This window comes from Bacillus cereus group sp. MYBK5-2 (assembly GCF_051915685.1).
Classification (GTDB): domain Bacteria; phylum Bacillota; class Bacilli; order Bacillales; family Bacillaceae_G; genus Bacillus_A; species Bacillus_A cereus.
Genome location: NZ_JBQAFE010000007.1, coordinates 23,341 through 38,318, shown reverse-complemented (window position 1 = coordinate 38,318; position 14,978 = coordinate 23,341). Strand labels below are relative to the sequence as shown.

Here is a 14,978-nt window from a genome sequence, read left to right as displayed (position 1 = left end):
GTGATACTAAAAATGGATTGAAAATAAGGAGATAGATACATAATGGAATTTTGGGAATCAAGTTTTATCGAAAAACAAACGATGTGGGGATTTGAATCTACAGAATCTGCAATTTTGACAAAAGATTTTTTTCTTGAAAAGAACGTTAAAGACATATTAATTCCGGGTATTGGATATGGAAGAAATGCAAAGGTTTTTATCGATAATGGTATAAATGTAACTGGTATTGAAATTTCAAAAACAGCCATTGATTTAGCAAAGCAAAATGGACTAGAAGATATTAGTATCTATCACGGTTCGGTAAATGAGATGCCTTTTAATAACAAACTGTATGATGGGATATTTAGTCATGCACTTCTTCATTTGTTGAATGAACAGGAAAGAGAGAAATTTATTGAAGATTGTTATAATCAGTTAAAACCAGGCGGATATATGGTTTTTACAACTGTTTCTCAAAAAGCCCCAATGTACGGAAAAGGAAAACAGCTGGAGCAAGACTATTATGAAATAATGGAAGGCGTAAAAATGTTCTTCTATGATTCTGAATCTATAAAACGAGATTTTAATCAATATGGATTAGTACAAGTTTCGGAAATTGATGAACCAAATAAGAACGTGGTAAATAAACCTTCAATCAATTTTTTTACGATAAAATGTAAGAGAGAACTATAATTAAAAGTTATTAAGAATGATTAAAGATGTTTATATATTGATTATGCACAAATAAAAAGGACAAGCATATAATAGAAGTACCTATTAACTTTAAGTAACCTTAACTTTCTTTAATAGGATATCTCAAAATCCCCAAAAAGAGCACTTGCGGAAACAAGTGCTCTTTTATTTTTTGTTTCATAAATATTTATAGTTGCAAATTTCGTGCAATAAAAATAAATCTGAGAGAAATAATCATATCTTTATTATACGATTATTTTTGAACTACAAACGTTATAGCATTTGTTTTTAATTGAATGTGTCTTTCATTTCGAACAATATCATAAGCTAATTCTTTTATTTCAACTTTTAGTTCTTTCCATTCTTTATAAATGCTTTTTAAAGTACTTATCATTTCTTCGGTTGAAAGATTAATTTCAATTAAAGCTTCTAATTCTTCATTCGTTATTGAATCAATTTCTTGTATGTTAGAGTTAATAATTAAACAATTAATACCGCCGTTTTTTGTACCTCTTTTCATAGAGTGGAGTACATTTTTAAAATCTTCTTCTGATCTGATATGTTCTAAACTTGATACTGCAACGATATAATCATAAGCGTTAGAGTCAATATGATAGTTTTCAATTGCTGCTTCTTCTGTTTTTATAACCTCGAATACATCATGTTCTTTGCTATAAATTTGTAGCTTTGTTAAAGCGGAATTAAGTAAATCAACACATGTAACGGTGCCGCTAGTATTTTTTATTTTTTTTGCAATTGGAATGCTATTTCTCCCAACGCCAGAGCCAAGGTCAAGTACTTGCAAGTTGTTTTGTCCGTCAAAGTGGTTCATCAAGTCCATAACCGTTTTAACTGGTTTGAAAAGCCAAGAGCCAATTTCAAATAGTTTATATTGTTCATAGTAAAGGTCGTGATATTTCTTTTCTTCTTGTCTTATGTAATCGATACGGTTCACATTGTTTCAGCTCCAATATTTTTATTGCAAAATGAATAGGTGGGACAGCCTTTAACATTTGTTTGAATTCGAAAAATACCACCAGCATGTGGATACTCTTTTAATTCGTCATCCGTCATTCTTGTTCTGGCTGTTGTAACATATAAATCTGTTAAATTAGGCCCACCAAATGTACATGATGTTACATATAAAGCTGGAATTGGAATATTTAATATTTGTTCTCCAGTAGAGGGATTCCATCTAGTTATTTTTGAACCTCCCCAATGTGCAATCCATAAACAACCTTCTTCGTCAATTGTCATACCATCAGGTAGACCATCATTTTCAGAGAAATTGATTACATCACTTGGATTATGAATGTCTCCAGTACGTATATTATATTGATAGCGAACCACTTTTTTAGTAGGTGTATCTATAAAGTAAAAGTATGTATGATCAGGTGACCAAGCAATTCCATTTGATGTATTTACATGTGAAACTTTTTTCTCTACACTTAAATTATGATGTAAACAATACAAGGAACCTGCAGCATTCATACCGTATGTATCTGTAGAACCTGCCCAGAAACGACCAGCTGGATCACATTTTCCATCATTGAAACGATTTTCTATTAAATGTGGTTCAGGGTCAAAAATATGTGTCAGTTTTTCTGTATTTACATTAATAGAATAAAAGCCGTTTTCCATAGCTAAGAGTAGTACATCCTCTAAATATGGAACAACACAGCCAATTTGTTGATTGAGAACAATTACTCGGTTCGTATTAGCGGTAGGATTGTATATGCATAATTTTCTCTCCATAATATCAACCCAATATAAAAGTTGCTTTTTTCCATTCCAACATGGTCCTTCAGCTAAACTTGCTTTAGCATCTAAAACTAATTCTATATTACTGAACAAGATGTTCACCTCGCGTTATAAGATATTAATATAATTCGATAAGAATAGAGGTAAACCTTTTAGTCAAAGGATATTAAAATTTATACTGTAGAAAAATGACCTTCTCAAGTGATTAAAAAAGTGTATAAACAAGGAGAGGAAAATGCATATGATGTTTTATGAGATTGTTTGCTTTTCTTGTAAGAATATATTTCGTGTTTACGAAGGCAGTGAAAAATATAAGCGATTTAAAGAGAAACCAAACGGGGCATATTGTTGTGATGAGTGTAGTCATAAAATTCAATTAGAAGCGATAAAGAATTTTTTTAGGTAATTATATGTTTTGAATTCGGAAAAGTTTGACAATAAAAGCATTATAAATTATCATATTAAAAAACTAATATTTAAAATGGCATGGAAGAGAAGAGTAGTTAAGAAAGAATACGTACAGAGAGCTCTGGTAGCTGAGAAAGAGCGGTATACATCTTAACGAAAAAAGACTTGGAGCTGCGCAAGGAACTAATTTATTTAGGGATGGTGCGACGGATTCTCCCGTTATAGAGATAGGGTATAAGCATATTTTGCCGTACCTGAAGAGGTTAATATGGTGACATATTAACAAACTGAGGTGGTACCGCGAAGCTAACAACTCTCGTCCTCAAGATGAATAATCTTGGGGGTGGGAGTTTTTTTATTGCATAAAACTGAAAATGCGAAAACAAAAAAATAATCGAGGTGAGTAATATATGCATTGGGCGTATGAAGTAGCACATGAATTAATTAGGAAACATCCAAATAAAGAAACGTTTGTTTGTGCATCAGGAATTAGTCCGTCAGGTTCTGTTCATATTGGGAATTTTCGTGAAATCGTAACGGCTTATTTCGTAGTAAGAGCACTTCAAGATTTAGGGAAAAAGACTCGTTTTATATTTTCGTGGGATGATTATGATAGGTTTAGAAAAGTTCCCAAAAATATTGATCCTTCTTTTGCGAAGTATATTGGTATGCCATACTGTGATATTCCAGATCCGTATGGATGTTATAACTCGTATGCGGAGCATTTTGAAAAAGAGTTTGAAAAATCGCTTCAAGCATTTGGAATTGAAGTAGAATTTATTTATCAACATGATGAATATAGAAGCGGAAGGTATAACAAAAATATTTTAGAGGCTTTGTATAAACGAAAAGAAATATATGATATTTTAATGGACTTTAAAACTGGAGAGTGTAGTGAAGAAGAGCGAAACAATTTTTATCCAGCTGCATTATATTGTGAGAGGTGTGGAAAAGATACAACAACTATTACATATTTTGATGAAGTATTAAAAACAGTCCGGTATGAATGTGAATGCGGAAATGAAAAAGAATTATCCGTATTAAATACAAATAAAATGAAACTAAACTGGAAAATCGATTGGCCGATGAGATGGATGATAGAGGATGTTATTTTTGAACCGGGTGGAAGAGATCATTCATCAGAAACGGGTAGTTATAATGTATCAAAAGAAATTGCAAGGAAAATATTCAATCGTGAAGCGCCTCATTACGTTGCTTACGATTTCATTGGTATTAAAGGAAATCATGAAAAAATGTCTAGCTCTTCAGGGAATAGTATTACACCAAGTAATTTATTGAGAGTGTATATACCAGAAGTAATTCTCTTTATGTTTGCAAAATACAAACCAGGCGCTGCTTTTCATATTGGGTTAGATGAAGATGTGATTCGCAATTATACAGAGTATGAGCGATTGAAAGATAGCTATGAAAATAAAACGCTCAAAAATGAAGATTTATTTGATGCAATTAAAATCTCTAAAGTTGATAGCGATTTTAAAGAATATCCGAAATTTAATCAAGTAGCAGGAACGTTACCATTATTAAATTTTGATTCAACTATTTTACAGGGGATATTAAAGAAAATAGATAGGAGTTATGCATTAGATGAAATGAGAGTGATAAGTAATCGCGCAGAGTATTGGATAAGAAACTTTCAATCTGAAAAATTAATCGCGGTAAATCAGGAGAAAAATGCTGAGTTTTACTACACATTAGATGAAAGGCAGAAAGAATGGCTAGTAGAAGTTTGTAAAATACTTCGTTCTATTAAAGATTACTCTAACTTAATGGAGCAATTATATACGATTTGTCATCATGAAAATAAAAAAATAATGAAAGAAAATCAAAAACAATTATTCACTATTATATATAAGCTCATTATGAATCAATCAAATGGTCCTCGTATACCATTATTAATACATGTAGTAGGCATAGAAAAATTCATCACACTATTAGATTTCTAAAACACAGTTAAAAGCAACGTAAGTACCAAAATTTCTAAGTACTTGCGTTGCAAATTTTACTATCGTGAATACAATTTCGGACATTCATCACCACTTGGCTCATAAAAACAATGGCTTTTAAACTGTCCTACAAATGGCTGATTATACCATTCAGGTGGACAAGCTCCGACTGGACGGAAATACCAAAGAGCCCATCGTGCAGGCCAGCGCCATTCACCTTGTAAAACTTTTCGTGCGATTTCTTTTTCTGATTCACGAGCGCGTTGATAAAAATATCCATATTGTACTGCTTCAAATCCGCCGGGGCTTTGATATACAGCGTCGCGTACGGTACGGAGTTGTTTAAAATCTAAGCAATCACAAAATACACGGTTTACTACAACGCATCCAACTAACTCCTCACCTTGGCGACCTTCGCCTTCAGCTTCAGCACGAATTAAACGAGCTAGTAAATCAACATCACTTTCGTTGTATGGAATAAGGGGCATAGTGATACCACCTTTCTGTTATAGTAAAGAGTGTATGTTATAAAACAATCTGCGTGCTTTTTTACTTAAAAATAACATTTAATTTTAAGAGGAGCTTGTATAAAAAGAGCTAATTAGTAATAGTAGATAAATATAAAAGGGAGAGGTATTATGTATCGAATTCATAAAGACCATATCATTTACTCAATGTCACCAGAAAATAAGCCTTGTATGGAAGTGGAAATTGGGAGCAGTCTTGTATTTGAAACATATGATTGCTTTGAAAATCAAATCGATTCTGAAGATGTTGTGTTTCAAGAATTAGATTGGAACCGAATTAATCCAGCCACTGGACCTGTATATGTTAAAGGAGCAGAACCTGGCGATATATTAGCCGTAACGATTGAAAAGATTAAAATTGCAGAGCAGGGCGTTTTGACTACAGGTGCAAACCTTGGTGTAATAGGGGATGAGTTAAATGAAAATACAGTGAAAATTGTCCCAATACATAATGAACATGTTTTGTTTTCAAGTGAACTACAAATCCCGATTAATCCAATGATTGGGGTAATTGGTACTGCACCGAAAGAAGAGAGCATTTCATGTGGCACACCGCATGATCACGGCGGGAATATGGACTGTAAAGAGATTAAAGAAGGAACAACATTACTACTACCAGTTAATGTCCCAGGAGCACTATTAGCGTTAGGTGATTTACACGCAGCGATGGGTGATGGTGAAATTGGTGTTAGTGGTGTAGAGGTTGCTGGTGAGGTAACGGTAACAGTTCAAATTATAAAAGAAAAGAAATGGCCGTTACCAATGGCTATTCAAAAAGGAAAAATGATGACGATTGCTTCAGAGAAATTGTTAGATGATGCAGCAAGTCGTGCTGTACATAATATGGTAACATTTTTACATGAAGAATTAGCAGTGTCTAAAGCTGATGCAACTCTTTTATTATCGGCAGCAGGTAATTTAAAAGTTTGCCAAGTTGTGGATCCGTTGAAAACGGCGCGTATGGAATTAGGGATGGATTATGTGGAGAAACTAGGATTTACTTTTAGTAAATTTCATATTAAATAGATAAGGGACGAAAAAGGATACTTTTGTATAAAAGCATCCTTTTTTAATTTACGGATTTTGTGAAAAGAGGTAGTATTTATTCTATATAAGTATATTTGAGATTGTGGATTAAAAAGGAGTTCAATAATGGTCAAAATTATGATTGTAGAAGACGATATGAAAATTGCAGAACTATTATCGACACATGTTGCGAAATATGGTTATCAAGGAGTTATTGTATCGGACTTTCAAAATGTATTAAACATTTTTTTAGAAGAACAACCAGAGTTAGTTTTATTAGATATTAATTTACCGAGTTTTGATGGGTACTTTTGGTGTCGTCAAATTCGCGGAGTTTCAACATGTCCGATACTATTCATTTCGGCTCGTGAAGGCACGATGGATCAAGTTATGGCGTTAGAAAACGGTGGCGATGATTTTATTCCGAAGCCTTTTCATTATGAAGTTGTAGTGGCGAAAATTCGTAGTCATTTAAGACGTGCATATGGAGATTATGCACCGAAACTAGAAGAGCGAATGATTGAGCAACAAGGCCTTTGTTTATATCCTGAAAGACTTGTATTGAAACTTAGAAACGAAGAGATTGATATAACGAGAAACGAAGCTATTTTATTAGAGACATTAATGAAAAATTATCCGCGTGTTGTGAGTAGGGAAGTGTTGTTAAATAAATTATGGGATAGCGAATCTTATGTTGATGATAATACATTAAGTGTAAATACAACACGTGTGCGTAAAAAGTTACAAACGTTACATATAGAAGGTGCGATTGAAACGATTCGTAGTGTTGGATATAGATTGCATATTACTTGGGATACTGGTATAGAAAAATGATAAGGTTGTTTATACGTGATCATATACCACTTATTTGCTTTACTATAATTCAACTACTAGCTATATTTCTCGTATATTGGTTTGATGGGCATAATCATATTACAACGGCGTTATATGCAATGTTTCTAGGTGTTTTCTTTATGGGAAGTTATTTAGTGTTTCGTTATTTTACACATCGTTCTTTTTATGAGCGCTTAGCAAACCCGATGCAATCTTTGGATGAATCTGTTCAAAAATCTGATTTTGCAGCTGTATCGGCTGCTCTTCAAGAACTACTTGAGGTGCAATATCGACATTATCAAAATCAGCTGCAAATGCAAGAGAGAAAAAATAATGACCATTTAACCTTTATGAATCAGTGGATTCATCAAATGAAAACACCTTTATCTGTAATAGAATTAATTACACAGGATGAAGTAGATTCACGTTTTGAAAGTATAAATGAGGAAACTGATCGATTAAAAAAGGGATTAGAAATGGCTCTGTATGTCGCACGTTTAGAAGCATTTACACAAGATTTTTATGTAGAAAGAGTACAACTATATAAAATAGTGAATGATTCGGTACATGAGCATAAACGGTTCTTTATCCGGAATTTTGTATATCCAGAGCTTGAAATTGATAAGGACATTACAGTAGAAAGTGATGCGAAATGGTTACAATTTTTAATTGGACAAATACTATCGAATGCGATTAAATATTCATCTGGTAGTAGAGAGAAGATTAAAGTGAAAGCTTGTAAGGAAGGTAATAATGTTATACTTGAAATTGCTGATAATGGTGTAGGAATACCGAAGCAAGATTTACCAAGAGTGTTTAAACCTTTCTTTACAGGAGAAAATGGTAGAGATTTTAAAGAATCAACTGGAATGGGGCTATATCTCGTACATGAAATTACGAAGCAATTAGGACATAGTGTAGAAATCCATTCAGAAGTTGGTAAAGGTACCGTTGTACGTATTAAATTTTAAATGTGTAAAAATGACTCAGGCTAAAGAACTTTTGAAATAAGTTCTTTAGCCTTACTTTATATGGATTAAATAAAATGATATAAAAGACTGGTATGATCCTAATAAAAGGTCGTGTAAGTATGTGTAATGACACAATAATAAATAAGGCTGTTAAATGAGAGGTTTTTAATAATTTATTAATATTTAAATAGTTTTTTGTAAGAAAAAAGCTCGCCCTTTGAAAGAGCTAGCTTCATGAATTTTAATTAAGTAAACAAACTTAATAATTTATATCCAATTAATCCTAAAATAGTGATAGGAACCATCATTAAGAAAGAAGAAATTCGATTAGCATTAGAGCGTTCTAATACAAGAATCAAGATAATCCCGACTATGACTTCGGTATACCCAACAGGTAACATGTGACTATAGTCTTCAAAATTTAAAAGAATGTGAAGTCCATCTGTTACAAAAACGCCACTAATAAGCGCGCTTCCGAATTTATGAAGTGGATCCGTAGTATCTTTCCATAGAAAACCTGCAACTCCAAAGATAGTTCCTCCTATACATGCACATACAATCCATACGGATATAAAATAAATAGAGTGAGCTACATTTTTAATAACTATTGCATAACCATAGTAGCCTAATACCATACCGAGTAGTGCAAGGATACCAGAAAGTATAGCTGTACGCTTAGAATAACTAAAGCTAGCCACAAAAAAGGATGGAACTAACCAAACGCTTCCTAGATTAGCTAATGAATTCCAATGTCCAGGAAGTATACCTTGCCCCAATTTAGTTAGTATACCAACAATTATCCCTACTATAATTGGGACGAGAAAAATCCTTAAAAACATATTTAACTTTGTGATTTTTAATGTCCTGTCCATAAATTCAATCCTTACATTAATATTTTCTGTAAAGATATAATAGCTTATTACAAGGGAATAATCAATAAAAATTTATCGAAAAACAATAAGTGATTATTGGATAATGAATAACATTTTGTTTTTATACAAAATTTATCCCGCTTTAATGGGCAGTAAGACCCCCACCTCAAAATTCAGCGAAAGCAAAGAAATTAGGTGGGGGTCGGGCTGCCCATTAAAGTCCGATTGGTTCAACTAATAATCAGTGGGGATGAAGAAAACCCCCACTGATTAAAGTTTCACTTTATATAATAGAGAGTGCTTAGAAGTTTACTACTGGGGAAATCTAAAGGACGTATTACAATCAATGTAACTTGTGCTTATTCAACATGAAGTTAAGGAATGATAAATAAACCTAAAAGAAAGCAATCTTTTTAACAGCACATATAATTGCATTTACTCATACAGTACTAGTATGGTACAATATGGTTATTAACGACGGAAAGGAATGATGGGTGGACGATGATTAACTAATCTTATTTTTAAATGTTGAAATTCAATAAATTTCAATTTCTAAAAAATAGGATTAGTCTGCCCAATTTCCATACAACGGTATTGCTATTTATATTGCGCAATAGCTTATTTGGGTATAAATAATGTAATGACTAATCCTGCCAAATTTATTTGGGAGGATTTTTTATTCTCCCTTAATGAAAGGGATCGGTATTTATGAAAGAACTATTAAAATTAAATGATGTTTATGTTGAAATAAAAGAAAATATGTTGTTAGAGAAAATGAATGTGACAGTAAAACAAGGGGATGTTATCGGATTAATCGGTAAAAATGGTGCTGGTAAATCAACGTTACTTCAATTAATAAATGGGAAGATTGAACCTTCAAAAGGTACTGTTGAATGGATGCAAATGAATATGACAACAGCATATGTTGAGCAAGAAATAGAATCTTTTATTAGTAATGATGTAATTGCAAAAGAAGCAGAACTTCTTGCAAAATGGGGCGTGCCAACGAACGATTTTCATACTTTAAGTGGTGGTGAAAAGCTGAAAATTCGATTAGCAAAAGGATTTGCTGAAAATCCTAATGTCTTAATATTAGACGAACCGACAAATCATTTAGATGAGATCAGTACGGGATTTCTCATTAAACAAATAAAAAACATGAAAGGTACAGTTATCGTTGTATCGCATGATCGATATTTTTTAGATGTTGTCGCAACAAAAATATGGTCAATTGAGGACAAAAAATTAATTGAGCATAGTGGTAATTATACGAGCTACATGAAAGCACGTGAGCAAAAAAGAAAGTCGCAGCAGCGTGAATATGAAAAGCAGCAAAAAAAGATAGAACAAGTAGAAACACATATAAAAGAATTGAGTTCATGGTCACAAAAGGCACACGCGCAGTCTACAAAACAAGAAGGTGTGAAAGAATTCTATCGTGTAAAAGCGAAGCGAATGGATGCACAAGTGAAGTCAAAACGAAAACGACTTGAAAAAGAGCTGGAGAAAGCGAAAGTAGAACGTGTGAAAGAAGAGTATTCAGTTGAGTTTTCTATTCAAGCGAACAAAAAAGTAGGAAAACGTTTTTTAGAAGTGAAGCAATTAAAAAAAGACTTTCATGGGAAAGTATTATTTGAAACCGTTAATTTTACAATTCAGCACGGTGAGAAAGTTGCGATTGTTGGACCAAACGGTAGTGGGAAAACAACATTACTGAAGATGATTATGGGAACGGAAAATGCTGAAGGAGAAATATGGATTTCACCATCTGCGAACATCGGCTATTTAACACAAGAAGTTTTTGATTTACCGCTTGATAAAACACCAGAAAATTTATTTTTTAAAGAGACGTTTGAAGAAAGAGGAAAAGTCCAAAATTTAATGAAACATTTAGGGTTCCAAGCTTCTCAATGGAAAGAGCCGATTGAGCATATGAGTATGGGAGAAAGAGTAAAATGTAAGCTAATGGCTTATATTTTAGATGAAAAAGATGTACTCATTTTAGACGAACCGACGAATCACTTGGATCTACCTTCACGTGAACAACTTGAAAATACATTAGCTGAGTATAACGGAACATTAGTAATTGTATCTCACGATCGATATTTTCTGGAGAAAACAACTAACATAAAACTCGTGTTTTCAAACAATACGATACAAAAGCAGCTAGAAGAACCTACGAAAACAAGAGATGATATTGAAGAGCTACGTTTAACGTTAGAAACAGAGAGACAAGAAGTATTAGGGAAATTAAGCTTTTTAACTTCTAACGACAAAGAATATAAAGCACTGGATGAACGGTTTATGGAACTTACGAAGCAGATTAAGGAGCTTTAATGTAAGTAAGGGGGATTAACATGGATGAAGAGAGATTCACTAAGTTATTTAAAATAGATTGTGGAGATATATACCTACAAGAGTTTACGGTCAAAGATGCAGAGAGTATTTATAACATATCCAATCAACCAGAAATAGAAAAGTTTTTACCAGACTGGAAATCAACAAAAGAACAAAGGGTTAATTGGGTTGTAAATTATGAAATACCAGAAAATAAAGCGTTTCTTCATGCAGTGAGAACTACGACTAACATAGATGATCACATATTAAAACTAGGAATATTTAAGAAAAACACAAATGAATTTATTGGATGGTGCTGTACGGGTATTAAAGATGAACTTCCTTTACCAAATAGAGAAATTATGTATGCAGTTTCAAGTGAATATCATAATAATGGTTATGCAACGAAAGCAACTAAAGGAATGATTAACTATTTGTTTGGAAAAACGAATGTAGATCACCTTAACGCAATTGCTTTAATTAACAATGTAGCATCAAATAAAGTTATTGAAAAATGTGGGTTTATTTATAAGAGCCAACAGAGGATAGAAAATCAAATATATAATCATTATATATTGAGAAGATCTGAGTGGATAAAAATATAACGTTGGGTAGTAAAAGACCGATAAAGCAATCGGTCTTTTCTCATTTATATAATAAAGGTTTCATATACTTTGTATTTCCTGCTACTATACAATTATTATAAGATAGTTATGCGTTAATTTCAGTTTGAAAATAGTTTTATTATCAGTTTTTTTAGAAATCTTACAAGCGTGTAAGATAAATGAAAGACGAATCAATATGAGCTGTAAGACAATTCATTTACACTCTGTTATGAGACGTGCAAATGAAGGGAGAATATACATGGAAATTTTACATGCAAAAAGTATTAGTAAAGTATATAAAGGGAAAGTACCTTATAAAGCATTAGTTGATATTGATTTATCAATTCAAGAAGGTGAATTTGTAGGGATTATGGGGCCATCTGGTAGTGGAAAAACAACGTTATTAAATATGGTATCTACTATTGATTCTCCATCATCGGGAGAAATTTTAATAAATGGCACAAATCCTTTCCAATTATCATCAGAAGATTTAGCGTTATTCCGCAGAAAACAATTAGGATTTGTTTTTCAATCATTTAATCTTCTTAGCACACTTACTGTAAAAGAAAACATCGTATTGCCGATGACTTTAGATGGTGTTTCCGTGCAAGAAATGAACAAGCGATTGGAAGAGATTGCAGAGAAGTTAAATATTACAGATATCTTGAATAAAAGAACATTTGAAATATCAGGGGGACAAGCTCAAAGAACAGCAATCGCTCGTGCGATCGTTCATAAGCCGCAATTATTACTTGCAGATGAACCAACAGGGAACTTGGACTCTAAATCTTCAAATGATGTAATGGAGATGCTGGATACTCTAAATAAAGAAGAAAAAGCAACGATGATGTTAGTTACACATGATCCGTATGCAGCGAGCTTTTGCAGCCGAGTAATTTTTATTAAAGATGGTCAACTATATAACGAAATTTATTGTGGTGAAAGTAGGCAAACTTTTTATCAAAAGATTATGGATGTCCTTTCTTTGTTAGGAGGGAAAAGGCATGACTTTTCGTCAGTTCGCATTTAATAATATTTTTCGCAATAAGCGTACATATGCTGCCCATTTTTTAAGTAGTGCATTTTCTATTATGATTTTCTTTACGTATGCTCTTTTATTATTTCATCCTGATTTACAAGGTGAGTTGAAATCGACAAGTGCAACAATAAGTGCATTTGGTACATTGGGATTTTCAGTTTCGCAAGGATTGATTTTTGTATTTTCATTTTTCTTCATTTTATATTCAGTTAGTTCGTTTTTAAAAACCCGTAAGAAAGAATTTGGCGTTTTAATGATGCAAGGTATGTCAATGAGACAACTTAAGAAATTATTATTAATTGAAAATATGTTGATTGGACTTGGTTCAATTTGTATAGGGATTTTCATTGGACTCATATTTTCTAAACTAGTCTTATTGATAAGTGCAAGTGTATTAATGATTAATAATGGTTTACCTTTTTATATACCAGTGTGGGCTGTATTATTAACAATTATCACATTTCTTTTCTTGTTTTTAATTGTTTCATTATTTACATTTAAAATGATAAAAGTAACGGAACTTGTGGAACTTATTCGAGCAGAGGAAAAGCCAAAACCTGAACCGAAATCTTCAGTTTTATTATCGCTACTTTCTTTAATTAGTATAGGATATGGATATTTTTCAGTATTTCGCTTCATACCAAGTACCAATTTTATTACGCTTGGAATAGGTGTGCTCCTAGTAATTATAGGAACGTACTTTTTATATACACAGTGTAGCGTTTATATATTGCACCTTGCTAAAAGGAGAGAATCTTTCTTTTTAAAGAGAACAAATATATTAACATTTTCTGAATTAATTTACCGTATGAAAGATAATGCAACGATGTTTTTTATAGTATCTATTATTTCAGCAGTCGCTTTTACAGCAATTGGAACGACAGCTGCTCTTGGAAATAAAGATTTAGTAAGAATGACGAATCCGTATACGTTACTATACATGGCTCCTGAAAACAACAAAATAGCGGATAAACATCTCTCTATTATAAAAAAACATCTGGCTGATGCTAATATTCCATATCGAATGGCTTCATCTTCATATATATATACGGAAAGCAATGTATATGTAATGAAATTAAGTGAGTATAACGAACTTGCGAGAGCACTTGGATATCAACAAGAAATGATTGAAAAAGAAGATGAAATGTTATTAATTCCTGGAATGGTATCACAAAAACAAGAATTTAAAAATGGTGATTATAAGAAGAATATTGAAGTCATTCAAGGTGATTGGACAAAGACATTTCATGTGAAAAAAACTGTCGATAATTTAGTTTTGCCACATGATACGAAAGGGATATATATTGCTATTCAAGATCATGTATATGATGGAATTCCACTTAATAGTGGTCCAGATAATGAAGATATTATTCAATATCGTACTTACGGATTTGTTGTAGATGATTGGATAAAAACGAAAGAGGTTTCAAACCAATTAAATAATATATTTGATCAAGAACCTAGAGATATACATTTTGAATTTAGAGCACTAACAATAGAGTTGTTAAGTGCAAAACAAACGAATGGGTTATTACTTATGGCTAGTGTTTTAGTCGGAATCGTTTTCTTCACATTTGCTGCTAGTTTTATTTATTTCCGATTATATACTGATTTGAATCGTGATCAACAGCAGTATAAAATGATTTCGAAAATGGGGTTAAGTAAACGGGAGCTAAAGAAAGTTGTAACGAGACAGTTATTATTAATGTTTTTCTTACCAATTGTCGTTGCAGTAATACATACTGTAGTCGCTTATATGGCATTACAACAATTAGTCGATTTTTCTATTCTAAATAGCTCTATCGTCATTTTAATTTCATTTATATGTATACAAGTTTTATATTTCTTTATAACTCGTTGGCGTTATTTACAAAAGCTTCATAAGACAATGGAACAATAGAGAAAATCAGCAAGTAAGATTGCAGAAAAGCATGTAAAAAAACAATTTGAAGTTATGGAAGG

General features: G+C 32.3%; 14 protein-coding genes and 1 other annotated feature. Of the genes, 10 read left to right on the top strand and 4 right to left on the bottom strand.

The features are described from left to right. The first annotated feature begins 42 nt into the window (after positions 1-42). A complete protein-coding gene (locus ACTFP3_RS21710; protein ID WP_000397627.1) occupies positions 43-672 on the top strand; it encodes a class I SAM-dependent methyltransferase in 630 nt (209 codons plus the stop codon). 253 nt (positions 673-925) lie between these two features. Here the strand turns inward: ACTFP3_RS21710 and ACTFP3_RS21705 are convergent, their stop codons facing one another. Both ACTFP3_RS21705 and ACTFP3_RS21700 read right to left on the bottom strand, forming a co-directional pair. Further along, on the bottom strand, positions 926-1,627 hold the full coding sequence (locus tag ACTFP3_RS21705) for a class I SAM-dependent methyltransferase (protein ID WP_440011233.1): 702 nt from the start codon (positions 1,625-1,627) through the stop codon (positions 926-928). Beyond that, complete coding sequence (locus ACTFP3_RS21700) at positions 1,624-2,526, bottom strand: SMP-30/gluconolactonase/LRE family protein (protein WP_440011231.1); 903 nt, start codon at positions 2,524-2,526, stop codon at positions 1,624-1,626. Before ACTFP3_RS21700 ends, ACTFP3_RS21705 begins: the two co-directional genes overlap by 4 nt. Positions 2,527-2,668: 142 nt before the next feature. Between ACTFP3_RS21700 and ACTFP3_RS21695 the strand changes: the two genes are divergently transcribed. Both ACTFP3_RS21695 and lysS read left to right on the top strand, forming a co-directional pair. Further along, complete coding sequence (locus ACTFP3_RS21695) at positions 2,669-2,839, top strand: DUF2197 domain-containing protein (protein ID WP_000551047.1); 171 nt, start codon at positions 2,669-2,671, stop codon at positions 2,837-2,839. 72 nt (positions 2,840-2,911) lie between these two features. Further along, positions 2,912-3,168: a binding site (T-box leader), on the top strand. A gap of 83 nt (positions 3,169-3,251) precedes the next feature. Beyond that, on the top strand, positions 3,252-4,805 hold the full coding sequence (gene lysS / locus ACTFP3_RS21690; RefSeq protein ID WP_440011229.1) for a lysine--tRNA ligase: 1,554 nt from the start codon (positions 3,252-3,254) through the stop codon (positions 4,803-4,805). Between the two features lie 59 nt (positions 4,806-4,864). On the opposite strand, the gene ACTFP3_RS21685 is transcribed toward lysS, so the two are convergent. Further along, positions 4,865-5,293: a cell wall hydrolase gene (locus ACTFP3_RS21685; protein WP_001128397.1), complete on the bottom strand. Its 429-nt coding sequence runs from the start codon at positions 5,291-5,293 to the stop codon at positions 4,865-4,867. A 150-nt stretch (positions 5,294-5,443) separates the two neighbouring features. On the opposite strand from ACTFP3_RS21685, the gene ACTFP3_RS21680 reads away from it, so the two are divergent. From ACTFP3_RS21680 to ACTFP3_RS21670, 3 genes are all read left to right on the top strand, one after another. Next, entirely contained in the window at positions 5,444-6,358 is a 915-nt protein-coding gene (locus ACTFP3_RS21680; protein WP_000285661.1) for an acetamidase/formamidase family protein, read from the top strand. A gap of 126 nt (positions 6,359-6,484) precedes the next feature. Beyond that, positions 6,485-7,192 carry a response regulator transcription factor gene (locus ACTFP3_RS21675; RefSeq protein WP_118414692.1) on the top strand — a complete coding sequence of 236 codons (708 nt, stop codon included), beginning with the start codon at positions 6,485-6,487 and terminating at the stop codon, positions 7,190-7,192. Continuing rightward, positions 7,189-8,163, top strand: a complete 975-nt coding sequence (locus ACTFP3_RS21670) for a sensor histidine kinase (RefSeq protein ID WP_002164532.1) — start codon at positions 7,189-7,191, stop codon at positions 8,161-8,163. Before ACTFP3_RS21675 ends, ACTFP3_RS21670 begins: the two co-directional genes overlap by 4 nt. A 245-nt stretch (positions 8,164-8,408) precedes the next feature. Here the strand turns inward: ACTFP3_RS21670 and ACTFP3_RS21665 are convergent, their stop codons facing one another. Beyond that, positions 8,409-9,035, bottom strand: a complete 627-nt coding sequence (locus ACTFP3_RS21665) for a DUF6518 family protein (protein ID WP_000376271.1) — start codon at positions 9,033-9,035, stop codon at positions 8,409-8,411. A 708-nt stretch (positions 9,036-9,743) separates the two neighbouring features. On the opposite strand from ACTFP3_RS21665, the gene abc-f reads away from it, so the two are divergent. From abc-f to ACTFP3_RS21645, 4 genes are all read left to right on the top strand, one after another. After that, complete coding sequence (gene abc-f / locus ACTFP3_RS21660; RefSeq protein WP_440011226.1) at positions 9,744-11,372, top strand: ribosomal protection-like ABC-F family protein; 1,629 nt, start codon at positions 9,744-9,746, stop codon at positions 11,370-11,372. Between the two features lie 20 nt (positions 11,373-11,392). Beyond that, complete coding sequence (locus ACTFP3_RS21655; RefSeq protein ID WP_440011225.1) at positions 11,393-11,977, top strand: GNAT family N-acetyltransferase; 585 nt, start codon at positions 11,393-11,395, stop codon at positions 11,975-11,977. 259 nt (positions 11,978-12,236) lie between these two features. Then, on the top strand, positions 12,237-13,007 hold the full coding sequence (locus ACTFP3_RS21650) for an ABC transporter ATP-binding protein (RefSeq protein ID WP_000404283.1): 771 nt from the start codon (positions 12,237-12,239) through the stop codon (positions 13,005-13,007). Further along, complete coding sequence (locus ACTFP3_RS21645) at positions 12,982-14,916, top strand: ABC transporter permease (protein WP_212125767.1); 1,935 nt, start codon at positions 12,982-12,984, stop codon at positions 14,914-14,916. The genes ACTFP3_RS21650 and ACTFP3_RS21645 overlap by 26 nt, the downstream gene beginning before the upstream one ends. The last annotated feature ends 62 nt before the right edge of the window (positions 14,917-14,978 follow it).

Bases quoted from the DNA above. Each gene is read 5' to 3' on its own strand.
- ACTFP3_RS21710 (WP_000397627.1), top strand. From the start codon at position 43: ATGGAATTTTGGGAATCAAGTTTTATCGAAAAACAAACGATGTGGGGA.
- ACTFP3_RS21695 (WP_000551047.1), top strand. From the start codon at position 2,669: ATGCATATGATGTTTTATGAGATTGTTTGCTTTTCTTGTAAGAATATA.
- lysS (WP_440011229.1), top strand. From the start codon at position 3,252: ATGCATTGGGCGTATGAAGTAGCACATGAATTAATTAGGAAACATCCA.
- ACTFP3_RS21685 (WP_001128397.1), bottom strand. From the start codon at position 5,293: ATGCCCCTTATTCCATACAACGAAAGTGATGTTGATTTACTAGCTCGT.
- ACTFP3_RS21680 (WP_000285661.1), top strand. From the start codon at position 5,444: ATGTATCGAATTCATAAAGACCATATCATTTACTCAATGTCACCAGAA.
- ACTFP3_RS21675 (WP_118414692.1), top strand. From the start codon at position 6,485: ATGGTCAAAATTATGATTGTAGAAGACGATATGAAAATTGCAGAACTA.
- ACTFP3_RS21670 (WP_002164532.1), top strand. From the start codon at position 7,189: ATGATAAGGTTGTTTATACGTGATCATATACCACTTATTTGCTTTACT.
- ACTFP3_RS21665 (WP_000376271.1), bottom strand. From the start codon at position 9,035: ATGGACAGGACATTAAAAATCACAAAGTTAAATATGTTTTTAAGGATT.
- abc-f (WP_440011226.1), top strand. From the start codon at position 9,744: ATGAAAGAACTATTAAAATTAAATGATGTTTATGTTGAAATAAAAGAA.
- ACTFP3_RS21655 (WP_440011225.1), top strand. From the start codon at position 11,393: ATGGATGAAGAGAGATTCACTAAGTTATTTAAAATAGATTGTGGAGAT.
- ACTFP3_RS21650 (WP_000404283.1), top strand. From the start codon at position 12,237: ATGGAAATTTTACATGCAAAAAGTATTAGTAAAGTATATAAAGGGAAA.
- ACTFP3_RS21645 (WP_212125767.1), top strand. From the start codon at position 12,982: ATGACTTTTCGTCAGTTCGCATTTAATAATATTTTTCGCAATAAGCGT.